The sequence below is a fragment of the Demequina sp. genome, assembly GCA_024707205.1.
Taxonomy (GTDB): domain Bacteria; phylum Actinomycetota; class Actinomycetes; order Actinomycetales; family Demequinaceae; genus Demequina.
This window is the reverse complement of the sequence record JANQAD010000001.1, coordinates 610554-636013: the sequence shown is the minus strand read 5'-3', so window position 1 is coordinate 636013 and position 25460 is coordinate 610554. Positions and strand designations below refer to the sequence as shown.

At 68.3% G+C, this 25460-nt stretch carries 25 protein-coding genes and 1 tRNA gene; 19 read left to right on the top strand and 7 right to left on the bottom strand.

Annotated features, from left to right (window positions below):
• Window positions 1–29 precede the first annotated feature (29 nt).
• Genes NVV57_03250 through NVV57_03240 form a run of 3 tightly spaced genes read left to right on the top strand, consistent with a single transcriptional unit; the run spans window position 30 to window position 2863 of the window.
• Window positions 30–1229, top strand: a complete 1200-nt coding sequence (locus tag NVV57_03250) for a molybdopterin molybdotransferase MoeA (GenBank protein ID MCR6711758.1) — start codon at window positions 30–32, stop codon at window positions 1227–1229.
• Window positions 1230–1231: 2 nt separating this feature from the next.
• Window positions 1232–1777, top strand: a complete 546-nt coding sequence (locus NVV57_03245; GenBank protein MCR6711757.1) for a GNAT family N-acetyltransferase — start codon at window positions 1232–1234, stop codon at window positions 1775–1777.
• 51 nt (window positions 1778–1828) lie between these two features.
• Window positions 1829–2863 carry a hypothetical protein gene (locus NVV57_03240; GenBank protein ID MCR6711756.1) on the top strand — a complete coding sequence of 345 codons (1035 nt, stop codon included), beginning with the start codon at window positions 1829–1831 and terminating at the stop codon, window positions 2861–2863.
• Between the two features lie 111 nt (window positions 2864–2974).
• On the opposite strand, the gene NVV57_03235 is transcribed toward NVV57_03240, so the two are convergent.
• Entirely contained in the window at window positions 2975–3853 is an 879-nt protein-coding gene (locus NVV57_03235; GenBank protein ID MCR6711755.1) for a biopolymer transporter Tol, read from the bottom strand.
• 75 nt (window positions 3854–3928) lie between these two features.
• Between NVV57_03235 and NVV57_03230 the strand changes: the two genes are divergently transcribed.
• From NVV57_03230 to NVV57_03220, 3 genes are all read left to right on the top strand, one after another.
• Entirely contained in the window at window positions 3929–4912 is a 984-nt protein-coding gene (locus NVV57_03230) for a DUF1648 domain-containing protein (GenBank protein MCR6711754.1), read from the top strand.
• Window positions 4913–4914: 2 nt separating this feature from the next.
• Window positions 4915–5262, top strand: coding sequence for a GntR family transcriptional regulator (locus NVV57_03225; GenBank protein ID MCR6711753.1), 348 nt, complete (start codon window positions 4915–4917; stop codon window positions 5260–5262).
• Window positions 5263–5307: 45 nt separating this feature from the next.
• Window positions 5308–5383: transfer RNA gene (locus tag NVV57_03220), tRNA-Ala, on the top strand.
• A gap of 472 nt (window positions 5384–5855) precedes the next feature.
• Here the strand turns inward: NVV57_03220 and NVV57_03215 are convergent.
• Window positions 5856–6356: a hypothetical protein gene (locus NVV57_03215; GenBank protein MCR6711752.1), complete on the bottom strand. Its 501-nt coding sequence runs from the start codon at window positions 6354–6356 to the stop codon at window positions 5856–5858.
• Between the two features lie 995 nt (window positions 6357–7351).
• On the opposite strand from NVV57_03215, the gene NVV57_03210 reads away from it, so the two are divergent.
• From NVV57_03210 to NVV57_03165, 10 genes are all read left to right on the top strand, one after another.
• Window positions 7352–9016: an ABC transporter substrate-binding protein gene (locus tag NVV57_03210; protein ID MCR6711751.1), complete on the top strand. Its 1665-nt coding sequence runs from the start codon at window positions 7352–7354 to the stop codon at window positions 9014–9016.
• 28 nt (window positions 9017–9044) lie between these two features.
• Window positions 9045–10046, top strand: coding sequence for an ABC transporter permease (locus NVV57_03205; GenBank protein ID MCR6711750.1), 1002 nt, complete (start codon window positions 9045–9047; stop codon window positions 10044–10046).
• Window positions 10039–11136: an ABC transporter permease gene (locus NVV57_03200; GenBank protein ID MCR6711749.1), complete on the top strand. Its 1098-nt coding sequence runs from the start codon at window positions 10039–10041 to the stop codon at window positions 11134–11136. Before NVV57_03205 ends, NVV57_03200 begins: the two co-directional genes overlap by 8 nt.
• Entirely contained in the window at window positions 11133–11975 is an 843-nt protein-coding gene (locus NVV57_03195; GenBank protein ID MCR6711748.1) for an ABC transporter ATP-binding protein, read from the top strand. The genes NVV57_03200 and NVV57_03195 overlap by 4 nt, the downstream gene beginning before the upstream one ends.
• Window positions 11972–12844 (top strand): ATP-binding cassette domain-containing protein, encoded by an 873-nt coding sequence (locus NVV57_03190; protein ID MCR6711747.1) that lies wholly within the window; start codon window positions 11972–11974, stop codon window positions 12842–12844. The genes NVV57_03195 and NVV57_03190 overlap by 4 nt, the downstream gene beginning before the upstream one ends.
• Entirely contained in the window at window positions 12841–14043 is a 1203-nt protein-coding gene (locus NVV57_03185) for an ROK family protein (GenBank protein MCR6711746.1), read from the top strand. The genes NVV57_03190 and NVV57_03185 overlap by 4 nt, the downstream gene beginning before the upstream one ends.
• 15 nt (window positions 14044–14058) lie before the next feature.
• Window positions 14059–15318 carry a 6-phospho-beta-glucosidase gene (locus NVV57_03180; GenBank protein ID MCR6711745.1) on the top strand — a complete coding sequence of 420 codons (1260 nt, stop codon included), beginning with the start codon at window positions 14059–14061 and terminating at the stop codon, window positions 15316–15318.
• Window positions 15315–15668: a hypothetical protein gene (locus tag NVV57_03175; GenBank protein MCR6711744.1), complete on the top strand. Its 354-nt coding sequence runs from the start codon at window positions 15315–15317 to the stop codon at window positions 15666–15668. Before NVV57_03180 ends, NVV57_03175 begins: the two co-directional genes overlap by 4 nt.
• The gene (locus tag NVV57_03170; GenBank protein MCR6711743.1) at window positions 15608–16309 is read left to right on the top strand and encodes a hypothetical protein; all 702 of its coding nucleotides are present in this window, start codon (window positions 15608–15610) and stop codon (window positions 16307–16309) included. Before NVV57_03175 ends, NVV57_03170 begins: the two co-directional genes overlap by 61 nt.
• Before the next feature lie 123 nt (window positions 16310–16432).
• Window positions 16433–17389, top strand: coding sequence for an FKBP-type peptidyl-prolyl cis-trans isomerase (locus NVV57_03165; GenBank protein ID MCR6711742.1), 957 nt, complete (start codon window positions 16433–16435; stop codon window positions 17387–17389).
• A 158-nt stretch (window positions 17390–17547) separates the two neighbouring features.
• Here NVV57_03165 and NVV57_03160 read toward each other — a convergent pair whose 3' ends face one another.
• From NVV57_03160 to NVV57_03145, 4 genes are all read right to left on the bottom strand, one after another.
• Window positions 17548–18786 carry an AI-2E family transporter gene (locus NVV57_03160; GenBank protein MCR6711741.1) on the bottom strand — a complete coding sequence of 413 codons (1239 nt, stop codon included), beginning with the start codon at window positions 18784–18786 and terminating at the stop codon, window positions 17548–17550.
• Window positions 18787–18807: 21 nt separating this feature from the next.
• Window positions 18808–19425 carry a DUF308 domain-containing protein gene (locus tag NVV57_03155; protein ID MCR6711740.1) on the bottom strand — a complete coding sequence of 206 codons (618 nt, stop codon included), beginning with the start codon at window positions 19423–19425 and terminating at the stop codon, window positions 18808–18810.
• A gap of 126 nt (window positions 19426–19551) precedes the next feature.
• Window positions 19552–20577 carry an ornithine cyclodeaminase gene (locus tag NVV57_03150; protein MCR6711739.1) on the bottom strand — a complete coding sequence of 342 codons (1026 nt, stop codon included), beginning with the start codon at window positions 20575–20577 and terminating at the stop codon, window positions 19552–19554.
• 1 nt (window position 20578) lies between these two features.
• Entirely contained in the window at window positions 20579–21463 is an 885-nt protein-coding gene (locus NVV57_03145; protein ID MCR6711738.1) for an N-dimethylarginine dimethylaminohydrolase, read from the bottom strand.
• 121 nt (window positions 21464–21584) lie between these two features.
• Between NVV57_03145 and NVV57_03140 the strand changes: the two genes are divergently transcribed.
• Window positions 21585–22022: an Lrp/AsnC family transcriptional regulator gene (locus NVV57_03140; GenBank protein ID MCR6711737.1), complete on the top strand. Its 438-nt coding sequence runs from the start codon at window positions 21585–21587 to the stop codon at window positions 22020–22022.
• Between the two features lie 12 nt (window positions 22023–22034).
• Here the strand turns inward: NVV57_03140 and NVV57_03135 are convergent, their stop codons facing one another.
• Window positions 22035–23630: a phospholipid carrier-dependent glycosyltransferase gene (locus tag NVV57_03135; protein MCR6711736.1), complete on the bottom strand. Its 1596-nt coding sequence runs from the start codon at window positions 23628–23630 to the stop codon at window positions 22035–22037.
• A gap of 38 nt (window positions 23631–23668) precedes the next feature.
• Here NVV57_03135 and rsmI point away from each other — a divergent pair, with 38 nt between their 5' ends.
• Both rsmI and NVV57_03125 read left to right on the top strand, forming a co-directional pair.
• Window positions 23669–24505: a 16S rRNA (cytidine(1402)-2'-O)-methyltransferase gene (gene rsmI, locus NVV57_03130; protein ID MCR6711735.1), complete on the top strand. Its 837-nt coding sequence runs from the start codon at window positions 23669–23671 to the stop codon at window positions 24503–24505.
• Between the two features lie 233 nt (window positions 24506–24738).
• On the top strand, window positions 24739–25296 hold the full coding sequence (locus NVV57_03125) for a M15 family metallopeptidase (protein ID MCR6711734.1): 558 nt from the start codon (window positions 24739–24741) through the stop codon (window positions 25294–25296).
• The last annotated feature ends 164 nt before the right edge of the window (window positions 25297–25460 follow it).

Here is a 25460-nt window from a genome sequence, read left to right as displayed (position 1 = left end):
TGTCCGGTGAGTCGCGTAGGCTCGGCGGCATGACGACGGTGGCGGAGCATCGGGCAGCCCTCACCGAATTGCTCGGCACCGTAGAGCCGATCGACCTCGCCCTCAGCGACGCGCTCGGCGCCGTCACGGAGGAGGACGTCACCGCTCCGCACGCCTACCCGGCCACTCCGCAGGCCGCCGCTGATGGCTACGCGATCGCCTCGAACGACGCCCTCCACCCGGTGAGCCTCCCCGTCGCCTTCGACGTGGATTCGCGCGACCGCACGCCCCGCGTGCTGGTTCGCGGCACGGCGGTGAGGATCGCCTCCGGCGCCCCCATGCCCAGGGGGGCCGACGCTGTGGCGGCTCTCGCGGACACGGACGGCGGGGTGGAGCGGGTGGTGCTCGCGCGGTCCATCCTCCGCGGCGAGAACGTGCGGCGCACCGGCTTCGACGCCGCCGAGGGCGAGGTCATCGTGCCGGCCGGGCGCCGCATCGGGCCCAGGGAGCTTGGGCTGATCGCCGCGATCGGGCGCGCGCGAGTTCTCGTGCGCCCCGTGCCGCGCGTGGTGATCGCCGCGATCGGCTCCGAGCTGGTGGACGCGAAGTCCGGCGCCGAAGGCGTGCACGAGGCGAACACCCACATGCTGAGTGCGCTGGTCCAGGACGCAGGCGCCCGCGCGTACCGGGTGGGCGCCCTTCCGGACGATCCCGGCGCCATCGCCGCCGCCCTCGAGGACCAGGTGGTGCGGGCGGACGTCATCATCACCACGGGAGGCCTGTCTGCCGGGGGCAGCGACGCGCTCGTCGAGGTGCTCAAGGCCATCGGCACTGGGGACCTCGTTGACGTGGCGCTGGCCCCGCGGTCGCGCCACGGCATCGGCCGCATCGCGGAGGGCGAGACCCCGGTGATCGCGCTCCCGGGCCACCCGGCGAGCGCTCTCATCGCGTTCGAGGCGTACGCGCGCCCCGCGCTGCGCGCCATGGCCGGCTTCGCCGAGGTGCAGCGCGTGACGATCCGCGCCGAACTGTCCTCCCAGTGGCCCTCGACGCACGGCGTCATGGAGGCCGTGCCCGTGACGCTCGACCTCGGCGAGGACGGCGTGGTTCGCGCCACCCCCATCGGCGACGGCCGCGGCGGCGTCTCGCTCGGCGCCCTCGCACGGTCCGACGGCATTGCCTGGGTCGACACCGACGTCACCACCGCGCGCCAGGGCGACGAGGTGCGGTGCACGGTGTGGGATCGGTAGCCGTGCGCACCAGGCTCCCCGTGCTCCGCGACGGTGAGGTGGTCGTGCGCCCGCTCCGTCGTGGCGACGAGGAGGCGTGGCTGCGCCTGCGGTCCCAGAACCGCGACTGGCTCAAGCCTTGGGAGGCGACCACGCCTCCCGACGTTCCCCAAGAGCCCGTGACGTTCGGCGCCTTTGTGCGGCAGGAGCGTCGGGCCTGGTCACGCGGCGAGGCGTACGCGGGAGTGATCCTCTTGGATGGCGAACTGGTTGGCCGCGTCTCGATCGGTTCGATCCGGTGGGGGGCGGAGCGCGGCGGGTCGATCGGCTACTGGATCTCGCAGTCACACGCGGGTCGAGGCATCACCCCGCGGGCCGTGAAGCTGCTCGCGGACTACGGCTTCGCGCAAGGTCTGCATCGCCTCGAGATCGCGATCCGGCCGGAGAATGAGGCGAGCCTCGCGGTGATCCGCAAGCTCGGCTGGCGCGAGGAGGGGTTGCGCCGCTCGTACCTCTATATTGACGGCGAGTGGCGCGATCATCGCGTCTTTGCGCGCACCGCTGACTGACACGCCGCGAATATCCGCGGCTTGCGGGCGCCGCCCCCGTACCGTCGTGTCATGGCCCCCGCAGCGCTCCTCGCGATCGTCGGCCTCGGCTTGGTTCTCGCCTACGTCATCCCGCAGCGAATCAAGGAGAGGTCCGATTACGCGCTGGTCCGCACCGAGGACCGCTACTCCGCGCAGATGCGAGTGGTGAAGGCCACCGCGCGTCGCGTCGAGGGCGCTCACGGGCGCCCGTCCTCCGACTCCGGCGAGGTGCCGCTGCTCGTGACGGGGTCTGCGCGCGCGCAGATCGCGTCGCTCGGCGATGCGCGGATGTCGCGTCCCGCAGGGCCGCTTGACCGCGCGGCCGTGTCCGCCCAGCGCGAGGCCATTGCGCTTCGCGGCGACCGTGCGGTTGTGCTCGCGGAGCGTCGTGCCACGGCCCGACGCCGTGCTCGGGTGGCCTCGTCCGCAGGCCTTGTTGCGGTGCTGGGTTGGGCGCTTGTTGCGTTCACGTCCTTCCCCACTGTTCTCGCCGCGGTGTTCACGGCGCTGTTCGGTGGAGTGGTTGTGGCTGGGGCCCGTGCGGCCGCCGCGCAGCGCGCCGCCGACGCGCACATGAATCTTGTTGGCCGTGAGGTCGAGGCCGCCGCCACCGCCACTCAGGCGCTGCGCCGCGTCACGGCGGAGCGGGCCTTGGGTGTTGTGGATGCCGAGCCCTCTGACCTTGAGACCCAGGCGATTCGCGTGGTGACGGCCGCGGACCTCGCTCCGCTCGCGGTGCCCGCGCCCATCCCGGCGCCGGTGCTGCCCTCGGTCGAGGAGGCGCCGCACACGTCCGCGACCCCGGTTGTCCACCCGGCCTGGGCCGAGGAAGAGGCGGACTGGTCGCCACGCGAGCTGCCGGCCCCCGCCTACACGCTCAAGCCGACCGTGCGGCCGCAGTACGCGCGGCCGCTCGAGGAGTCGGACCTTGCCGCGGCGTCATACACGGTCGCGCGTGACGAGGCCGTTCCTTCACCAAGCACCGCCGAGGTCGTCTCCGAGGCGACCGCAGCGTCGGACAACCTGGACTCGATCCTCGCCCGTCGCCGCCGCGCCTCGGCGTAGCCCAGGGGCGCCCCCGCTCCGCGGTTCTGAACCGCATGCGTGGCATTTCTTCACCGTAGTGACCCAATTCGGGCCGAAATCCGGTCGTCAGCCGCGGTGCGGCGGAGGGGGTCAGTCCAGCGGGTACGCCACGTAGGCCAGGCGCTGGCCCGACGGATCCCACGAGTTGACGTTGAGCGTTCCCTGCCCGCCGAACAGGTGCACCAGATCGCGCACCTCGGCACCCTCTGCATCGGCGACCCGGACGATCACGTCGAGGTCCGCCGGGTGCCCCAGGGTCCCGGGCGGGTAGGAGATGAACGACAGTCGCGAGCCAGAGCGCGACAGGTGCGGGAACCAGTTGACCCGCTCGTCGAAGGTGAGCTGGGTGACGTCCTCGCCGTCGGGGCTCATGCGGAACAGTTGTGCATGCCCCGGCGTGGAGGAGCCTCGCTCGGAGTTGAAGTAGATCCACTGCCCATCGGGCGAGAACTCGCTGCCGTCGTGCGGCGCGTCCTCGTCGGTGAGCTGCATGTCCGGCCCGCCCGCCGCGGGGATGGTGAAGACGTTGGTGCGCACGCCGTCGGGCCGGATCTCGAGCCCGATGTACGCGAGTTGCGTCCCGTCCGGACTGATGCCGTGCAGGTAGTAGCGGAAGTCGGGGCCGCGATCATTCGAGACGCGCCGAGGCGCGGGCTCGCCCGCCAGCGAGACCGCGTACAGGTGCCCGTCGTCGCTGCTCACGTACACGATCGAGCCATCGGGGGAGAGGACGTGGTCGTTGTTGAGCTCGGTGACGTGACCCAGCGGGATCTCCTCGAACTCGCCGCCCTCAACGGGAACGCGAAACAGCCGCCCGTCGCCGTTGACGATGAGGTGCCGCCCGTCCGGTGTCCAGTTGGGCGCCTCTAACAGCAGGTCGCGTGACTCTGCGACGAGGGTGGTCGCTCCGGTGTCCGCATCGGCGATGAACAGCTGGGCGCGTTGCCCGGGGCGCAGGGTGCGTGCCATAGGCCCGACGCTACAGCGGGCCCGTTCGCGACGTCGCCTTGTTATAGTAGTAGTAGAACAATGAAGGAGGCCCACATGGACCGATCGATCGCCCGCAGGTTCGCCGTGGTGGGAGTCGTCATCCCCGCCATCGTGACCGTGCTCGGTGTCGTGATCCAGGTGCTCGCGCTGCCCCACGTTCCCGACCCCGTCGCGGTGCACTGGGGCTTCAGCGGCGGCCCCGATGGCTCCGGTCCCGCCTGGTCCTACCTCGTCCTCACGCTGCTCTTCGGTGCCGGCTTCCCGCTGTGGCTGGCGCTGAGCGCGCTCCCGCGAGTGCGGGCCGGATCGCGCGGATGGTCCTTCCGCTTCCTCGGCGCGTTCTCGCTCGGCTTCGCGGTGTTCGGCGCCGTGAGCTGGACGTGGGCGCTGCTGATGCAGATGGGCCTGGACTCGTGGCAGGACGCGCCGAGCGTGGTGCCTTCGCTCATCGTGGGCGCGGTGCTCGGCATCGCGGCGGGACTCATCGGCTACGCCGTTCAGCCGAAGTCCGTGACGGTATTCGAGGAGCTCCCCGTGGCCCACCTCGACGTCGCGAGCGGCGAGCGCGTGATGTGGGTGGGCGTCGCGAAGGCCGGCAAGGGGTCGGTGATCGCGGTGAGCATCGGCGTGGCCGCCCTCGTCGTCGGCGCAATCGTGTGCTGGGCCGCGCAGGAGTACGCGGTCATGTGGCTGCTCGTCGGCCTCGCGGTGCTGATCGGCGCGCTCGGCCTCACGATGCTCGAGGCAGACGTGCGCGTCGACGCCACCGGCGTGGAGGTCCGCGGCCCTGCCGGGTGGCCAAAGAGCCGGATCGCACTCGCGGACATCGGCGGCGCGCAGGCGATCAGGGCCGAGGCGCTCGGCTCGTTCGGCGGATGGGGCTGGCGGCGCGTGCCGGGAGCGCTCGGGGTGATCCTGCGCAACGGCGAGGCGCTCAAGGTGGACCGCAAGCAGGGACACTCGCTCGTCGTGACAGTGGATGACGCCGGCACCGCCGCGGCGCTCGTGAACGCGCTCGCCGCCCGCCAAGGGGCCTGAGCATGCTCCTGCGCATCGACGCCGAGTCCACCGAGCCGCTCTTCGCCCAGCTGGCGGCGTCCGTGCGGGGACAGATCGCGAAAGGCGAGCTGCGCGAAGGCGACCGTCTGCCGCCCGCCAGGGACGTAGCGTCGGGCCTTGGCGTGAACCTGCACACGGTGCTCCATGCGTACCAGGCACTTCGCGAGGAGGGCCTCGTTGACCTGCGGCGCGGACGCGGCGCCGTGGTGACCGACGCGGCGCACGCCGTGGCGCAGCTCGAGCGCGACATCGCCGACCTCGGCAGGCGCGCGGCGGGCCTCGGCATGGCGCCGGCGACCGCGGTTGAGCTGCTGCGCGCGGCCATGTGAGTTTCTTCCCGACGCTGGGGCGGTGGTAATCTGTCCGAGCACTTTGGGGCTGTGGCGCAGTTGGTAGCGCGTCTCGTTCGCAATGAGAAGGTCAGGGGTTCGAATCCCCTCAGCTCCACCAATGTGATGAGTCGGGACATGTGTGACACATGAGTCGCGACATGGGTGACAGTCACGAAAGAGAGCCCGGCCATCGGTCGGGCTCTCTTTGTGTGGTGCACCAGTCGACGTGTCCCCTTGGGTGGAGCGCAGGATTCGCTGCTGCCCGAGGATTGGAGTCCTGATGGCGAAGGCGTCGGCAACTCCCGCGAAGTTCAGGTCGCGGGCGGTGAGCGGTGGTATCGCTCGCGTGGCTTGCAGGGGAACAAGGCCGCCTGGGGGGTATCCGCGACGACGTTGGTTGACTGGGGGTCACGGGCCGCGACTGCTGCGGGTCTGCGAGTCCGCGCTCAAGCCACCGCCAATATAGCTCCCGGCCGCTCATAGAGATCTATGGGGTGGAAGCGACCTTGTTCCATGCTTTGCGACGATGTTGCGTGGGACGTCTAGACGAACCGGCCCTCACGTTGAAACGTGTTTCGCACCCAAGCCACTTACCCGTCTCTGCCCAGGAGTTCCTTGAGGACTTCGGGGTCGTCGGCGAACACCTCGCGGAGCTCATCCTCGGGTATTCCAGCGGTTGGTTCGGATGGCGAAATACTGATCGCATACTGACCCATCGCCGTGGAGCCGTCCGCTTGGTAGGCGGGAATGAGTATCTCCGTGACACCCTGCTCTCGGAGTTCGTCAAGATGGTCCATCCAGGCCTTTGCTTCCTCTGGGTTTGAGACCGCGCCGCCGGAGGCGAGATCAAGTTCGTCCTGCCATACGTAGCCCTGCGAGTTCTTGGTCGTCAAGACAGGGACCAGTTTGTGTGTCTCGGCGGTCAGTCTGGCGGAGTCGATTACCAGATCTTTGGTTTCCGTGACGACGTCGGGGTCAGTGGCAAGACTCGGCTCATCGTTGTGCGCCCCCGCGGTAGCGAACACGACGCCTGCGACGGCGCCCGAAGCAGCCATTGCGACGGTGCCGAAACTCAGCTTGATGCGACTCATAGCGCGGTCCTCCTGATCTGGTCGCTAGTAGTTGAATACCTGGGCGGACCTGGGTATATAGGCTTCGTAGGAAGTTCCCGAGGAGTTGGTGCCCTTTATTCGGCCATTGGAATAGGCGGCCATAGGGTCCGTATAGGTCTTGGTTGGAGTCGCGGAGAGAACCACTGTGGTCGTACTGCCAGGTACTGGTGCCACGTTATAGGAATAGGTGGTTGAGGCGAGGAGCGTGGTGTCACCTTTGTACAGGAGTGCACGTGCTCCCACTGCATATGCGGGGATTGTGTGCGAAGTGTACGGATAGCGCTCCACCAACGTATAAGCACGGAACGAGTGATTAGTTGTGTTGGAATAAACGTAGTTGCGCGCCAGCGCCGACCCGACCCCGTTCACATCGACCGTGTACCACGCGCCGTATTCAGTTGAGGCCTGCGCGGCCGTAATGCCAGCCGCGGCGACAAGAGCGCTTGCCAAGAGAACCGCAATGAGACGCCTTCGCTGCTTCGCAATCCCTGACGCGGACGTGCCGTGTCGAGGCGATATCTCCATGGGCCTGAACTTAGGCCTAGACTCCTTCGGTCGCAAGCGCATAGACGCAGTCGGTCTTTCTCAAAGTTGGGAGCGACTGCTTCAGCGCCCACCTCAAGAGTGCGCTTTGGGCGCTGCGCGCGGATGGAGCCAAAGGGTACCCAGCCACGCTTCACCACCCTCAGTTGTGCCTCGGCGGCGAGACGGTGCTGACCTTGAGGTGCGTTGACGGCCTTAGCCGGGGGAGTGTCCGCTTCTGCGGCAGGCCGTAACAGGGGTGACCGATTCTTCGAGACACGCCCAGAGTAGAAGCCTCGCTTCCCCACGAGGAGGCTGGGCCTTCGTCGTCTCTTCGTTACCCAAACGTAACAACAAACTCTATTACTAGAAACGTTCTTTCCTATATCTTCGTGACCACGCAGCCATGCACGTCGGCTTGCGGCACATCACGGACTCGAAAGGAAACCCCGATGAGCAGATTCACCTCAAGGGTGGCGCTCCAGGTAGCCGCGGGGGCCGCCGCCCTCTCACTGCTGCTTGGCGGCTGCACCAACGACTCAGCCTCAAACTCCGACGGCGCCGTTCTGCGAGTGTGGGCGGGCAGCGCCACCCCCATCAGCGAGAACTTCAACCCCTTCGCCGTGGACACCGCAGTCCACGCGACCTTCGGCGCCATCTATGAGCCGCTGTTCTTCTTCAACCAACTGTCGAGCGACCCGCCAACCGGCCTCATCGGAGACTCGTTTACCTACAGCGAAGACGGCAAGACGCTCACCGTGAAGATCAAGCCGGGCCTCAAGTGGAACGACGGCAAGCCCCTCACGGCGGACGACGTCGCCTTCACCTTCGGCTACGGCTCCAACAAGAGCGACAAGCTCGTGAACACCGAGGTCACGGACGACACCACGGTGGTGTTCACCTATTCGACCCCGCAGTTCACGGAGGCGTCCCTCACGCTGGGCTCCACGTGGATCATCCCCAAGCACGTCTGGGAGTCGATCACCGACTACATGGCGGAGACGAACCCCAAGCCGGTCGGCTCTGGGCCCTACATGGTGCAGTCGTTCTCCGACGCGTCCTACACCGTGGTGGCCAACCCCAACTACCGCGACGGCGAGCCGGCCGTGAAGGAGGTCCAGTACGTGGGCCTCGACTCCAACCAGTCCTCGCAGGACCTGCTCACCACGGGCAAGCTCGACTGGGTGGGTCAGTTCATCGCCAACCCTGACTCGGTGACGGCAAGCGGCGAGATCGCCACCATGAACAACCAGCAGGATCCAACGGTCATCATCACGTGCTCCAACGCCGACCTCGGCTGCAAGGGCGACCAGACGGATCCCGCAGTTCGCCAGGCGATCAACGCGGCGATCGACCGCACGGCCATCGCCTCCAAGGCCTTCGCCGGGCTGCCGGCTACGAGCAACCCAGCATTCGTGCTGCTGCCCCGCGACGAGCAGTGGCTCGGGGACAAGGCGAACGGCGAGAGCCCGCAGTCGCCAGACGCCGCAAAGGCCGGTCAGATCCTCGAGGCCGCCGGCTACACCAAGGGTTCCGATGGCTTCTACGGCAAGAACGGCAAGGCCATCGAGCTTGACCTGTTCTCGCCGGACGGCTGGACCGACTACAACGACGCGGCCAAGCTCATCGCCGAGGAGGCGGCGTCGGCCGGTATTCGCATCAACGCCCGCACCGTCTCCGACGCCGAGTACTGGACGCCAATCTCCAACGGCGACTTCCAGATGGCGCTGTACGGCCTCACCCAGTCGCTCGTAGCAGACCCGTACTCGAACTACAGCCAGTACTTCGCGTCCAACGGCACCGTGAAGGTAGGGGAGAGCCCCGTCACCGGTCAGAACTACTCGCGCTACAAGAACGACGTAGTGGACCAGGCGGTGGCAACAGCCGGCGCCACCCAGGACACGGCGACCAAGCAGGCCGCGTACGCGCAGATTCAGACGGAAATCGCGAACGACTTGCCGTACATTCCGGTTGTGCTCAACGCGTCGCAGGCCTTCTTCAACGTGAAGAAGTTCGAGGGCTGGCCAACGGACGACAACCTGTACGCAAACCCGCTGCCGTACCTCTCGGTGGCATCCGCCGTGGTGCTCACGCACCTCAAGCCCGTCAGTAACTGACCCGCGCACAACTGAGGGAGGAGGAGGTATGCCGTTCTACGCGCGCCGCATCGTGTTCTACCTGATCACGCTGTGGGCCACGATTTCGCTCAACTTCCTCCTCCCTCGGTTGCTCCCTGGTGACCCCGCCGCGATCATGATCGGCAAGCTGCGCCGTGCAAACGGCGGGCGGCCGCTCAGCGAAGAGACCATCAAGTCCATTCACGCGATCCTCGGCACGGGCACCGGCTCCATGTGGGACCAGTACATCGCGTACTGGGGCCGGATCCTCCACGGAGACCTCGGCGTCTCCTCCACGCGCTATCCCGAGACAGTCTCGAGCCTCATCGGCTCCGCGCTCCCGTGGACGCTCGCCCTGGTCGGCACCGCCACGATCATCTCGTTCGTGCTCGGCGTCGGCATCGGCGCCTGGGTGGGCTGGAAGCGCGGCACGTGGCTCGACCACCTCATCCCAGCGACCACCCTGGTGCAGTCCATCCCGTACTTCTGGCTCGCGCTCGTGCTGGTCGCGGTGTTCGCCGTGCACCTTGGGTGGTTCCCCATCGTTGGGGGGTACGACGTCTTCGAGTTCCCCGACGGCCCCGAGCTGAGTTGGCCGTTCTTTGTCAGCGCGGTCCAGCACGCGATACTCCCCATCATCACCATCGTGCTGTCATCCATCGGCGGCTGGCTGCTCGGCATGCGCAACATGATGGTCTCCACACTGTCAGAGGACTACGTGACCACGGCCGAGGCCAAGGGCCTGCGTCCCAAGCACATCCGCGGCCGCTACGCCGCCCGCAACGCGGCCATCCCCAGCCTCGCAGGCTTCGGCATCGCGCTCGGCTTTGTGGTGGCCGGCTCGATCGTGATGGAGCAGGTCTTCAGCTACCCGGGCCTCGGCAAGCTCATGATCCAGGCGGTCCAGGGGCTCGACTACGCGCTCATGCAGGGCGTATTCCTGGTCATCACCCTCGCGGTGCTCGCCGCGAACTTCAGCATGGACCTCGTCTACGGCTTCATCGACCCGAGGGTGAGGCACAGTGGTTGACAAGACAGCGGCTGAGGACAGCAGGTACACCCCCAACGCGAGCCCCGCCGCCCTCGAGGCCGAGCGCATCACCCGGCGCGACGAGGCCGAGCAGGAGCGCGTCGCCGAGACCGTCTCCTTCGCGGCGCAGCGCCGCCTCAGGTTCGACGCTGTTCGCCACCTCATGCCGCGCTGGTCCGCCAAGCTGGTTTGGGGCGTCGTGATCGTTGGCCTCATCACGGCATTCGGCCTGATCGGGCCGTACTTTGTTCAGGACCCGCACGACTCCGACAACCCCGCGCTCCTGCCGCCAGGCCCGGGCCACCCGCTCGGCACCACCAAGCTCGGCTACGACGTGCTCGCCCAACTGGCGTGGGGCACGCGCGGCTCGCTCTTCATCGGCATCGTCGCCGGCGTCGTCACGCTCATCCTCGCGATCCTGTTCGGCATCCTCGCCGGGTACTTCGGCGGCATGCTCGACGAGCTGCTGACGCTCGGCACCAACATCATGCTCGTCATCCCCGGCCTCCCCCTGGTCATGGTGATCGCCGCCTACTTCCAGAACACGCCCGGCCTGGGCCCGCTCGCGCGCAGCTCTTTGCTGATCGCGCTCATCCTCGGCGTCACGAGCTGGGCCGGCTCCGCCGTGGTGCTGCGGGCCCAGGCCAAGTCCCTCCGTACCAGGGAATACGTGGCCGCCGCCAAGGTCGCCGGCGAGCGGCCCATGCGCGTCATCTTCGTGGAGATCCTGCCCAACCTGGTGCCGCTCATCGCCGCGCAGTTCATCTTCGGCATCATCTTCGCGGTCCTTGGCGAGGCCGGACTCTCGTACCTAGGTCTGGGCCCGACGGGGTCGATAACCTTGGGCACGATGCTCAACGATGCACAGACCGGCCAGGCAGTCGGCACCGGCGCCTGGTGGTGGTTCGTTCCGCCGGGCGCGATCATCGCCCTCCTCGGGGCCGGCCTGTCGCTCATCAACTTCGCCATCGACGAGGTCATCGACCCCAAGCTCCGCCTCGCGCCAAAGGCCGCTCGCAGCCAAAGGCAAGCGGAGCGTCGGGCAGCGAAACGCACGGCGCGCTCAGCCCAAGAGGGGGTGACGGCATGACGCAAGACATCGTTCTCGAGGCCACGGACGTGTCCATCACCTACGCCGTGGAGCCCCCCGTGCACGCGGTGAAGAACGTCTCGCTGAGCCTGCACCGGGGCGAGATCCTAGGCCTCGCCGGCGAATCCGGCTGCGGAAAGACCACGCTCGCTTACGGCCTCAACCGGCTGCTCAAGGCGCCGGCCGTGATGACGTCCGGCGACGTGGTTCTCCACGACCGCTCGGGCGAGGACATCGACGTGGTGAGCCTCACCGGCGACGAGCTGCGGCGGTTCCGCTGGGACAAGGTGTCGATGGTGTTCCAGGGCTCGATGAACTCGCTGAGCCCCGTGCTGACCGTGCGCAAGCAGCTCCACGACGTCCTCACCACCCACCGCCCCGGCATGAGCAAGAGCGAGCGGGACGCGCGCGCTGCCGAGCTGCTGACGCTCGTCGGCGTGGACCCCTCCCGCATGTCGAGCTTCCCGCACCAGCTCTCCGGCGGCATGCGCCAGCGCGTGATGATCGCGATGGCGCTCGCGCTCGACCCACAGGTCATGATCATGGACGAGCCGACCACCGCGCTCGACGTGGTGGTGCAGCGCGGCATCATCCGCGAGATCATGCGGCTTCGCGAGGAGCTTGGGTTCGCGATCATCTTCATCACCCACGACCTCCCCCTGCTCATCGAGATCGCCGACCGCATCGTCGTGATGCTCGAGGGCGAGATCGTCGAGGAGGGCACCGCGGAGCAGATCTATCGCAACCCGCAATCCGAATACACTCGCAAGCTGCTCTCGAGCTTCCCCAGCCTCACGGGCGAGCGCGGCGGCTTCGTCCGGAGCGGAGGTGACGCGTGAGCGAAACCAAGCCCGAGGGCTCGCTCGAGGCGCGCGGCCTCGTGAAGGACTTCCGCCTGCGCAGCGGCTTCCACGTCACCACGCTCCACGCCGTGCAGGACGTCTCATTCACGCTGGTACCAGGTAAGACGGTGGCCGTGGTGGGCGAGAGCGGCTCGGGCAAGTCAACGGTCGCGCGCATGATCGCCAAGCTTGAGAGCCCGACGGCGGGGCAGGTTCTGCTCGACGGCTCGCCCAGTCCTGTGCGCGGCAAGGCGCTCACCGACTATCGCCGTCAGGTGCAGATGGTCTTCCAGGACCCGTTCGCCTCACTGAACCCGTTCCACACGATCGCCCACCACATCGAGCGCCCCTTGCGGCTGCACAATCCGGGCCTGTCCGCCGATGAGGCGCACGCCCGCGCGGTTGAGCTGCTTGAGCGCGTGCGGCTCACGCCGGGGGAGAAGTTCATGCTGCGGCGGCCGCACGAGCTCTCGGGCGGTCAGCGGCAGCGCGCGGCGATCGCCCGTGCCCTCGCGCCAGGATCGCGGTTCATCGTCGCCGACGAGCCCGTGTCGATGCTCGACGTCTCCATCCGCCTCGGCGTGCTCAACCTGCTCGCCGACCTGCAGCGGCAGGACGGCATCGGGGTGCTGTACATCACGCACGACCTCGCAACCGCGCGGCACTTCTCAGACGAGATCCTCGTGATGCGCTATGGCCAGGTGGTGGAGCGCGGGCCCGCGGACGAGGTCATCCTCAACCCGCAGCACGAATACACGAAGGCGCTGCGAGAGGCCGCCGCCGACCCGGATCGCCTTGGCCAGCTGCGCGACGAGGTGCGCCACGCGAGTGCGCTCGGCAGTTCATCAGGGCAGGGAGCGTCATGACAACCCCCGGCACCCCGACGTTCCTGCGCACCCACAACGACCGCGCGGCGTTCCGCCTCTTCCTTGAGCACGGCGCGCTGAGCCGGTCCCAGTTGGGGGAGCTCTCCGGCCTGTCCAAGCCAACGGCGAGCCAGATGATCTCGCGGCTCGAGCGCATCGGGCTCATCGAGCCCGTCGGCGAGACCGCGGGCTCCCGCGGCCCCAATGCCGTGTCCTACGGCGTTCGCCAGGCGAGCATGTCCGGCGTGGCCATCAGCGTGCTCGCGGACGCGATCGAGGCGGTCGTCGTCGACCCTACGGACGCCGAGCATCCGGTTGTCGAGGTGCCAACGGAGCGGCCGGGCTCGAAGCGCTCGCCGGAGTCGGACGTCGCCGCGGCCATCGCCGCCGCGTGCGAGGCTGCCAATGTCGCCGAGTCCGCGGTGCGGATCGTGGCCGTTGGCGTGCAGGCGGCGGTGGACAGCGGCGAGGACTCGGTGTCCTTCACCGACACGCTTCCCGGATGGCCGCGCGTCGGCGCGCGCGAGCGCATCGAGTCTCGCACCGGGGTCTCCGCGATCCTCGAGAACGACGTCAACCTCGCGGCGATAGCCGAGCGCTCTGTGCGCAGCACGCGGGAGCTGTCCAGCTTCGTCTACCTGTGGCTCGGCGAGGGCCTCGGCGTCGGCATCGACATCGATGGCGAGGTGCAGCGCGGGGCGTTCGGCGGCGCGGGCGAGGTGGGCTACGTGGAGGTGCCGCGCTCGGCGGCTTCCCTCGATCCGGACGCGATGGACTTCACGGACCTGCTCGGCGGCCCCGCCGTCCGGCGACTGGTGGGCGCCGCCGAGGACGCGCGGCTGCCGGACGCACTCGCGGGCCTCGACACCAACGAGGCCGCCCTCGCCGCCCTCGCCGACCGCGTAGCGCTGCTCGCCTCTCCCGTGCTCGCGGTGCTGGACCCCTCGGCGATCGTCATCGGCGGGCCCACCGGCCTTGCCGCGGGAGACGGGCTGGCCGCGCTGGTCCAGGAGCGCATCGCCGACGAGCCGCCGCCAAAGGCCAAGCCGTCGCAGGTCCGCACGCACCACCGAGTGTCCGTGCATCAGAGCCTCGCGGGAGGCTCGCCCGTGCTGCGCGGCGCGCGCCGGCTGCTTGTCACCGAGATTCGGGACCGCCTCGAGGCGGCCATCGTCGTCGACGCTCCTGCGATCGGCTGAGCAAGGAAGGGCACGATGAAGCTCGCAATCGTTGGCGGCGGCTCCACCTACACGCCGGAGTTGATCGACGGTTTCGCGCGCCTGCGCGCGGAACTGCCGCTCGACGAGGTTGCGCTCGTGGACCCCGACGAGCGCCGGCTCGAGTTCGTTGGCGGGATGGCGCGAAGGATGCTCGCGCGCGCCGGTCACCCCGCGCGCGTCGTGACCACAACTGACCTTGTAACAGGCGTTTCGGGCGCCGACGCGGTGCTGTTGCAGCTGCGCGTCGGCGGCCAGGAGGCGCGCCACGAGGACGAGACGTGGCCGCACGAGGTGCACTGCATCGGCCAGGAGACAACCGGGCCGGGCGGGCTCGCCAAAGCCCTGCGCACGGTTCCCGTGGTGCTGCGCATCGCCGACGCGGTCCGCGCGCACGCCAAGCCGGACGCGTGGATCGTCGACTTCACCAATCCCGTTGGCATAGTCACCCGCGCGCTGCTCGAGCACGGGCACCGCGCCGTCGGGCTGTGCAACGTGGCCATCGGCTTCCAGCGGCGCTTTGCAGGCATGCTGGGCGCGGAGCCCGACGACGTGCGGCTCGGTCACGTTGGCCTCAACCACCTCACGTGGGAGCGCAGCGTGACCGTTGCCGGCGTCGACCGCCTGCCGGGCCTGCTGCGGGATCAGTTGGGTGAGCTCAGCGACGACGTTCACCTCGCCCCTGCGCTGCTTGCTGGGCTGGGCATGGTGCCGTCGTACTACCTGCGGTACTTCTACGCGCACGACGAGGTGCTCGCCGAGCAGCTCGCCGAGCCTTCGCGCGCGGAGGCCGTTCGCGCCATCGAGGAAGAGCTGCTCGCGATCTACGCGGATCCCAGTGCGGACACCAAGCCCGAGGCGCTAGAGCGCCGCGGCGGCGCTTTCTACTCCGAGGCCGCGGTGGAGCTGCTCGCGGCGATCATGGGCGCCGCCCACCCGCCTCGCGTGGTCAACCTCCGCAACGACGGCCTCCTTCCCTTCCTCCCTGACGACCACGTCGTTGAGGTGCCCGCCACCTTCCGGAACGGCACCTTCGTCGCCGAGCCGGTCGCGCCCCTGCCCGACGACGTGGCCGGGTTGATCGGCGCCGTCGCCGGATACGAGAGGCTCGCGCTCGAAGCCGCCGTTCACGGCGGCCGGGAGCGTGTGGTGCGAGCGATGGCGGCCAACCCCTTGGTGCTGCAGTACGACCGCGCCGAGCGCCTCACGGACCTGCTGCTCGCGGCGAACAAGCGACACCTGGAGTGGGCGAGATGACGCCGGCGAACAAGGTCGTGATCGCGGTCGATGGCGGTGGCTCCAAGACCGACGTCGTCGCGCTCGCGCTCGACGGGACCGTGATCGCGCGTAAGCGGGGGCCAAAGAGCAGCCCGCACCTCGTGGGACTCGAGGGATCGGTGGCCGTCATCGACGCGCTCGTGCGCGACGTGGTCGGCGACGCCGAGGTGGTCCAGGCGGACGTGTACCTCTCCGGGCTGGATCTGCCGATCGAGATCGAGCGGTACCGCGCCGGCGTGGCCGGATGCGCGTGGGCGGCGCGGGGCTGGTGGTCGACAACGACTTGTTCGCGCTGCTGCGCGCCGGCACGGAGGCGACCGACGCGGTAGCCGTGATCTGCGGAACGGGGATCAACGCCGTCGGCATCCGCGCGGACGGCGCCACGGTCCGCTTCCCCGCCCTCGGCGAGATCTCCGGCGACTGGGGCGGCGGGTATGGGCTGGGCCAGGCGGCGCTGTGGCACGCGGCGCGCGCCGTCGACGGGCGCGGCCCGCAGACGGCGCTCGTGGAGGGAGTGCTGACCTCTCTGGGGGCGCACAGCATCGACGAGGTCATCGAGCAGTTGCACTTTGGGCAGCGGGAGTTCTCGGACCTGTCCAGCCTCGCGCCGGTGGTGCTCGCGGCCGCGGCTCGCGACGACGCCATTGCGTTGAGCCTGGTAGACCGGCAAGCGGAGGAGATCGTGGCGTTCGTGCGCGCGATCGTGACGCGCCTCGGACTCGGGGACCACGCCTTCCCCGTGGTGCTCGGCGGCGGCATGTTCGAGACAGAGACGCCCCGCCTCAGCGGGGGCGTGCTGGCCGGGGTCGCGGAGGTGGCTCCGCGCGCCAAGGTGGTGCACGTGCGCCGCCCGCCGATCGCGGGAGCGGCGCTCCTCGCGCTCGAACACGCGGGCGTGCAAGCCCAGGCGATCGCCGTGGCGGACGCGGCGTTCGCGGGCACTGCGACGAGCGCCGTCGCTCCCGTGTGACGCGAAAGGTTACAGTTTCCTAAGGACTGGCAACGAACGGGAACTTTCGCAGAAGCCCATCGGTTACGTCCGTGTCGCCCTGCGCAGGGCCATGTATCCACCCCCTACCTGGGAGATTTTCGCGTGAAGACCAAGTTGTCCGTTTCCCTTGCCGCGGCCGCCCTCGCGGCCCTCGTGCTCGCAGGCTGCTCCTCGGCGGGCGGCGACGCCTCGCCCTCGCCGAGCGCGTCCGATGACACCGAGGCCCTGCAGGCCGCGGCTGACGCCGCTCTCGAGACCGTGAGCTGGGACGAGGACGCCGACGGCGTTCCCACCTTGACCTTCGCCCAGCCCTTCAACGTGGGCACCACCGCCACGCGCATGATCTCCGACGGAGACGGTGCGCAGATCAAGGAGGGCGACGTCGTCACCCTTGACTACACGGTGTCCTCCGGCGAAGACGGCTCGGTGAGCTACTCGACCTACACGGGCTCGACTCCCGAGGCTGTGTCGCTCATCGAGGGCCAGATCGACCCGCTGCTGATCGACCTGCTGGTGGGCGCGCACGTTGGTGCCGACTTCCTCTACGCGGCAGTTGACAGCTCCACCTCTCCCACGACGTCGGTCATCATGGCCGTCACCGTCGCGGGCACCGTGACGCCCCTCGACCGCGCGTCCGGCACCGCCGTGACCCCCGAGGAGGGCCTCCCCGTCGTGACCCTCGCCGACAACGGCGCGCCTTCGGTGGAGATCCCCAAGACGGATCCGCCCAAGGACCTCGTGGCGCAGACCCTCATCAAGGGCGACGGCGACACCGTCGAGGAGGGCGACAACATCACCGTCCACTACAGCGGCTGGCTGTGGGATGGCGGCACCCAGTTCGACTCGTCGTGGGACCGCGGCACGCCGTTCACCACGACCCTTACGACCTCGTCGCTCATCGAAGGCTGGGTCAAGGGACTCGCGGGCCAGACCGTCGGCTCGCAGGTGCTGCTCGTCATCCCGTCGGACCTTGGCTACGGCGACGACGACTCCTCGGACGGCTCGATCCCCGGTGGATCCACGCTCGTCTTCGTGGTCGACATCCTCGCGGTGTCCTAACTCACGTCACGCGAACAGGCGCCGGCTCCCGACAGGGGGCCGGCGCCTTTGTGTTGTCATGCTGCGCACCGCTCCGAACCGCTCAGCGGCACGTTGAGCGCTCACAAGCCGCTAGAAGTGCCTGAAAGTGGTTCAGAGCGGTGGGGGGCGGCCCGACGCTACCGGCGCCAGACCTGCCAGCGCGGGTGCTCCCGTGTCCGGGTTGGCTCGTCGCTGCCAAGAGACAGCTCGGGGCCGTCGAGGTCGTCGACGACGACCGTGTAGGTCTTTCCCGCGTTCTTGACGACCGCCGTGACGAGCGCGGCCACGGGGAGCGCCATGAACGCGCCCATGGGGCCCGCGACCGCACCGCCGAAGAGCGCGGCGCCGAACGCCACGGCACCGTTCAGCTCCATGGTCTTCGAGGAGAAGCGTGGGCTGAGCCAGTAGTTCTCGAGCTGCTGGTAGATGATGATCCACACGAGGAAGATGACTGCCGGGACGAGCCCCTGGACCGCGAGAATCAAGAGGATCGGGATGATCGCCCCGATGTACGTGCCGATCATGGGGATGAACTCGCTCACGAAGCCCATGAACAGCGCCATCGGCATGGCGTACACGAGCGGCATCCCCAGGATGACCATCACCGTGAAGCCGAGGCCGCCGTTGACGGCCATGAGCAGCAGGCGAGAGTAGAAGTACCCGCCCGTCTGCTCGATCGACTGGTCGGTGATCCACGCGAAGACGCGCTGGCGGTCTGGGTTCATGCGGGCCGCGACCGCCCTGCGGATGTTCGGGAAGCCCGCCGCGATGTAGAACGTGAACGCGGCGATCGTGAAGAAGTCAAAGATGAAGCCGATACCGCTCGTCACCAGTCCAAACACGCTCGAGCCCCACGCGGCGAGAGAGTTGAGGAACTCGTCGGCGTGCTGCTGGGCGCTCTCGCTCGACACGGCCTCCCCGCCGAACGTGGCGGTGGTCCAGGCGTTGAGGTCGTCGATCCACCCCGCGATGTTGCTCTGCACCGCCTCGGCGAACTTCACGATCGCGGGAATCAGCACCAGAACGAGCAGTATCAGCGCGACGAGGGCGATGAGGTAGACGATCCCCACGGCCGCCCCGCGCTTCATGTGGTACTTCGCGGTCAGCGTGTTGACGCCGGGGATGATGGCGAGCGCGAAGAACGTGGAGATGATGAGCATCCCCACGAGCCCGCGGGCCTGCACGATCGCCAGCACCGCGAGGGTCGTCAAGGCGGCAACGGCCACGGTCTTGCGGAGCACCACCCACGTGAAGTGGTTGGCCCATCCCGCGTACTCGGGCTCGGCGTACTTCTTGTCGCCGGCCCACAACCGTGCAGCCCGCGCAACCTCCGTGGGGACCTCTGGCTCTTCAGACGCCGGGGTGTCAGCGCTCATCGCGGTGCGTGGTGCAGCCGTCTAGGCGGCGACCTTCGCGCTCTTGCCGAACGTGAAGGCGCGCACGACGCCCATGACGCCGAGGATCACGAGCGAGATGCCGATGAGGACCGCGAAAGCAAGGATGGTCCAGCCCGGCCAGATGAGCACGACGACGCCAGCGAGGATCGAGAAGATGCCGAACGCGATGCCGACGCCGCGGCTGCCGTCGCGCTTGCCGGACTCGACGAGCGCCATGATGCCGTCGATGATCCACGCGATGCCGAGCGCGAGGGCCGCGATGATCGCGAGCACGCCTGTGGAGGCGGCGAGGTTGCGCAGCACGATGATGCCCGCAAGGAACACGATCAGGCCGAGGATCAGGCCGAGGATGCGGTGTCCGCCGCCGATGCCGCTGCTGAAGATCGACAGCGCAACGCGCGCGATACCAGCGAAGATGAAGTAGATGGCGAGGATTCCCGCGAAGACCGCGAGCGTCTTGCCTGGCCACACGAGCAGGGCCACGCCGAGCGCGATGCCCAACAGGCCAACGAGGCCGAAGGCCGCGCGAACGGCGTTGATGCCGTTCTTTCCAAGCTCGCTCGGGTCGAGCTCGAACACGTCGATGCTCACGCCGCTCACCGATCCGTTGTCAGCCATTGCGTCCTCCTGCTCGTGCCCACGCTCCAATGCGCGGGTCATCAGCGCCAACGCTAGCGCTAAACGAGGGTTTTCACGCGCATGGCACGGCCCGACGCTGGGGTCGAGTTAGGCGCGGAGCTCGGGTCAGGCGACGACTGGGGCTGTGCGCGCGACCAGGGAGAACAGGTCCTTGGGATCCGCGGGCGAGACGAGGAGGTCGAGGTCGGCTACGTCGGCGTCGAGGCTGTCGCGAACGTAGCGAAGCGCGGAGAAGTCCTCGATCGCGAAGCCAACCGAGTCGAAGATCGTGATCTCCTCCTCGGAGCGCCGGCCGGGCGTCTCGCGGCGGATGACCCGCCAGAGCTCGGTGACGGGGTGATCCTCCGGGAGGTGCTGGATCTCGCCCTCCTCGCGCGTCTGCGGTTCGTACTCCACGAAGATGCTCGAGCGGCGCAGGATGCTGGTCTCGAGCTCCGTCTTGCCCGGGCAGTCGCCGCCGATCGCGTTGAGGTGCATGCCGGGGCGCACCATCGATTCGGTGAGCACGGTGGCGAGGGCCTTGTCCGCGGTGCAGGTGGTGACGATGTCCGCGCCCTCTGTCGCGTCAGCCGCGCCGGAGGCAACGCGGACCTCGAAGCCAAGCGAGCGCAGGTTTCGCTCCGCCTTGGCGAGCGCTGCGGGATCTGTGTCCCATAGCGAGAGGTCGTTGATGCCGAGCAGCGCGCGGAAGCCGAGCGCCTGGAACTCGGACTGGCTGCCGGTGCCGATCAGCGCCATGCGGGTGGCGTCCCTGCGTGCCAGGTACTTGGCCGCCATCGCGGACGTGGCCGCGGTGCGCAGCGCCGTCAGCATGGTCATCTCGCTGATGAGCAGCGGGTACCCGGTGGCGACGTCAGAGAGGACGCCGAAGCCGACGACCGTCTGGAGGCCTCGGCCGGGGTTGATGGGGTGCCCGTTGACGTACTTGACCGCGTAGAGCTCGCCGTTGGACGTTGGCATGAGCTCGATCACGCCGTCCTTCGAGTGGTGCGCCGTGCGCGGCCGCTTGTCGAAGCGCTCCCACTCCACGAAGTCCGCCTCGATGGCGGCCGCGATGCCGGCGATTCGGGCCTCAGCACCCGAATCGGCGATCCATCGCGCCATGCGCGCTACGTCGACGACTTGCACCATGTCAGGCTTCCTCTGCGTTCCTTGGCCGCAAATCGAGCGTGCAGCACTTCACGCCGCCGCCGCCCTTGAGCAGTTCCGAGAGGTCGACGCCAACGGGGTTGAAACCGCGCTCTCGGAGCGCCTCCGCAAAGCGCGTTGCGCGCTTGGGCATGACCACGTCGCGGCCGTTGCTGACCACGTTGAGGGCGAGCATCGCTGCCTCGTCTTCGTCAACGATGAGGGCGTCCGGGTAGCGGCGCTCGAGTTCGGCGAGGCTCGCGGGGGCGAAGGCGCTCGGCAGGTAGGCGATCTGCTCACGGCCCGGGCGCGCATCGAGCACGGCGAGCGCCGTGTCCAGGTGGTAGTACTCGGGGCGCGCGAGCATGAGCGTCACGACCTCGCGGCCGAAGACCCCGGCGGCCTCGCGGTGGCTCGCGATGGTCGAGCGGAAGCCGGTTCCCGCGAGGATGACGTCACCGACGACGAGGAAATCGCCCTCGCCCTCGTTGACCGCAGTGGCCTCGACCACTTCGTAACCCGCGCGGGCAAGCCATGCCGCGTAGGCGTCGGCCTCCGGCTGGCGCTCTGGGAAGCGGAACGACGCGGTGTAGGCGATGCCGTTGACGACGGTGGCGCCATTGGCGGCGTAAACCATGTCCGGGAGGCCCTCGACGCCGTCGATCTCCTGCACCTCGATGCCGACGCGAGCGTAAGTGTCGCGCAGTTCGCGCCACTGGGCCACGGCAAGGTCGGTGTCAGTCGGCACGGTGGGATCCATCCACGGGTTGATCGCGTAGAGGACGTCAAAGTAGGTGGGCGGGCACATGAGCACGGCCATGGGCATGGGGGTGCGGTCGGCCGTCGTGGTGGTGGTCATGGGCTGGGGCGTGGAGTGGGGACTCGTCATGGCGTAAGCATGACAGCGAATCCCTGCAAGGTGTTGTCGATATGTTGGTGATTGTTGCGAAGTTTGTTAGTCTGGCGCAAGATTCTCTTGTGGCTGGCGAAGTGGAGGCACCGAAGTGAGCGTGGACGAACTCGATCGCAGGCTCATCGAAATGTTGCGTCGAGATGGCCGCGCAACATTCGCGGATCTTGGCCAGCGAATAGGGCTCTCCGCCTCAGCGGTGAAGCGCAGGGTTGACCGCCTCGTCGGGACGGGCGTGATCCGCGGTTTTGGCGTTGTCGTGGACCCCGATGTCGATGGCAGGGACACCGAGGCGTACGTCGAGCTCTTCTGCCGCGGAACCGTTGCACCAGGGGAGCTCACGCGCATCCTCGCAGACATTCCGGATGTGGTCGAGGCCTGGACGGTCACCGGCAACGCCGACGCCATCGTGCGCATCCGCGCTCGCGACATCGCGAGCCTCGAGGTGGCGCTGGAGCGGGTGCGGCTCGCTCCCCAGGTGGACTCGACGCGCTCCGCGATCGTGCTCTCGCGCCTCATCGAGCGCAGAGACGGTTAACAGCACCGAGGGCTAGATCCAGCCGATCTTCGCGCCCTCGGGATCGATCACGATGTTCGGTATCCACATGTGCATCTGCCAGTACTCATAGGGGATCGTCATTCCCGTCCAGATCGGCAGGAAGAACCCCGCGAAGATGAGGCACACCGCAAGGAACGCGGTGACGGCCATGGACCCGCCGCGCGAATACCTGCCGATGCCCACCCAGTCGGCCAGAGCGTCGGGCAGCGCGATCTTTCGCAGCGCCCAGGTGAGCGTCAATACCAGGAACGGCGCGAAGGCCACCGAGTAGAACGTGAAGATGGTGCGGTACGCGTAGGGGAACCACACCACCCAGCCGGCGAGAACGCCGATCGACACGGTGAGCGCCATGAGGTCCAGGTGGCGGATCACGCGCCACAGCGCGTACACGAGCGCGGCCGCTCCCGCCCACCAGATGAACGGGTGGCCAAGGGCGTGGATCGCGCTCACGCAGCGGGAGGCGCCGCAGTCGGCGTTGTCGACGTCGGTGAACCAGAAGGCCGTGGGGCGCAACTGCAGGATCCAGCCATACGGGTTGGACATGTAGTTGTGGTGGCTCGTCAGGGACGTATGGAAGTCCCACATCTGCTTGTGGTAGTAGACGAGCGATCGCAAGGCGTCCGGGAGCCACGTGACGCCCTCGCCGGGATGCTTCTGGGCCCAGTCGCGGTCCCATGATCCGGATGTGGCGAACCAGTTCCACCACGTCAGCAGGTACACACCGAGCATGACGACGAGAGCCCCGATCGCCGTGGGAATGGCGCGAACGCCGGCCGAGAGGAACCAGCGCCCGTAGCCCGCCCTGCGCCGGTCCGCCATGTCGAAGATCACGGACAGCAGCAGGAATGCGGCCGCAAAGTACATCCCAGACCACTTGGTGCCGATCGCGAGCCCGAACACCACCACCGCGGCCCAGCGCCACCAGTGGATTCCCGTGCGGGAGCCCCAGCCCGGGATGTATTCGTAAGGGTCAAGACCGCGCCGCTGCCGCTCTGCCGCCGCACGCTCGAACACCCGCGCTCGCATCCGATGCCGGTCCAGCAGGATCAGCCCAAAGCCGGCGGTGACGAAGAACGCCAGGTAGTTGTCGAGCAGCGCGGTGCGCGACAGCACGATCGACATCCCGTCGATGGCCACGAGCAGCCCCGCGACCCCTCCCCACAGGGTGGAGCGGAACAGGTGCCGCGCGATGAGCGCCACGATGATGCACGTAGCGACGCCCGCGAGGGCCGTGGTGACGCGCCAACCGAACGGATTGTTTCCGAACGTCTTCATGCCCAACGCGATGAGCAGCTTGCCCACCATCGGGTGCACGATGAAGTCCCCCGTGGTGTGCAGACCGGAGAGGTTGCCCTGCTCGAACCAGTCGTTGTCGCCCGTCCAGTCGCCCTCATACCCGTACTTGAGCAGGGAGTATGCGCCGCGGACGTAGAACACCTCGTCGAACACGAGGGCGTTGGGCTTGTTCAACCCCACGAACCTCAGCACCGCCGCGAGCACTCCAACCGCGGACACCATGACGGCCACTCGCCAGCGCCATAGCCACTCCCATTGGGACTCCCAGCGGGCGCTAACTGTGTTCAGCACATGCGAATCGTAACCGGAGCGTGTGCCACGCTTGCCACATGACCGGTCGCATCGTTCTCGCGGGCACGCCCATCGGCAACCTCGCCGACGCGACCGACCGTCTCCGCGAGGCCCTCGCCACCGCGGATGTGGTCGCGGCAGAGGACACGCGCCGCACGCTCGACCTCGCGCGCGGCCTAGGGGTGACCATCGCCGGGCGCCTCGTGGCGCTTCACGACCACAACGAGCGCTCGCGGGCCGCCGCGCTGGTTGGCGAGGCTCTCGGCGGCGCCTTTGTGCTCCTTGTGTCCGACGCTGGCATGCCCACCGTTTCCGACCCCGGTTTTCGCGTGGTCGAGGAGGCGGCGGCCGCCGGGGTTCAGGTGACGGTGCTTCCGGGCCCGAGCGCCGTGCTCGCTGCGCTCGCGGTGAGCGCGCTGCCCACGGATCGGTTCGCCTTTGAGGGCTTCCTGCCGCGCAAGGCGGGGGAACGCGCGCGGGCGCTCGCGGCGCTCGCGAACGAGGAGCGCACGCTCGTGTTCTTCGAGGCTCCGCACCGGCTCGCGGAGTCGCTGGCCGACATGGCCGTCGCGTTCGGGCCGGACCGTGCCGCGTCCGTGAGCCGCGAGCTCACCAAGACGTTCGAGGAGACGCGCAGGGGACCGATCGGGGAGCTCGCCGAGTGGGCCGCCGACGGTGTCAAGGGGGAGATCGTGGTGTGCGTTGCGGGCGCAACCCCAGCCGCCCTTGCCCTCGACGACGCCGTTGCCGAGGCCGTCGGGCGTGTGAAGGCGGGCGAGCGCGCGAAGGACGTGGCGGCGGACCTGGCGCCGCTCGCCGGGGTGAGTTCGCGCGAGCTGTACGCCGCAATCGTCGCCGCGAAGGGCCGCGAATGAGCGGTATGGCCCGCTGGCTCACCGCGGGGGGTGCTCGCGGTGCTGTGCGCGGTTGCTGGCGTGTTCGTCGCGTCGGTGCTGCAGCCGCGAGTCGTCGCTGAGCCGCAGACGACCCCCGTGACCGTGCACGTGACGACCACGGCGACCGCGGACCCGAGCGCGGAACCGGCGCCGGTCGCCTCGCCCGTCGGCATCGACCTCACGGCGCACTCGACCGATGACCCGTCCTCGGTGTGGGTGGTCGTCAACAAGCAGCGCCCCGTGGACCCCGAGAGCTTTGTGCCCGACGACCTCACGGCCACGGGCATCCCCGGCGGCAACGAGGTCTCGAAGCGCGCGGTGACGGCGCTCAGGAAGATGTACGCGGCTGCGGCCGACGCTGGGGCGGCTTCGGCTCGTCGACCGCCTACCGCTCATTTAACTTCCAGAAGGGGCTGTTCTCGCAGTACGCGAACCAGTGGGGGGTGGCGAAGGCCGAGACGTTCTCCGCGCGGCCGGGGTATTCGGAACACCAGACGGGCTTCGCGCTCGACCTCTACGACCTCAAGGGCGGGTGCGCGCACACGGAGTGCTTCGCCGACACGAAGGCGGGGAAGTGGCTCGTCAAGCACGCGGCCGACTACGGCTTCATCGAGCGCTATCCCGAGGGGGAGTCCAAGGTGACGGGCTACAAGTGGGAGCCGTGGCATTGGCGCTACGTTGGCGTGGAACTCGCCCAGTACATGCGGGACCAGAAGATCGAGACCCTCGAAGAGGTCTTCGGCCTGCCGCCTGCCCCGGACTACGACTGACACCCCCTCCCTCCGGTCCCCCTGCGGGTTGAGGTAGATGCGGGGTGATTCTGGGGCCAAAAACGCCCGGGACCTACCTCAACCGTGGGGGCGGTGTGCTTGAGCGCAGGGTTGAGGTAGATGCGGGGTGATTCTGGGGCCAAAAACGCCCGGGACCTACCTCA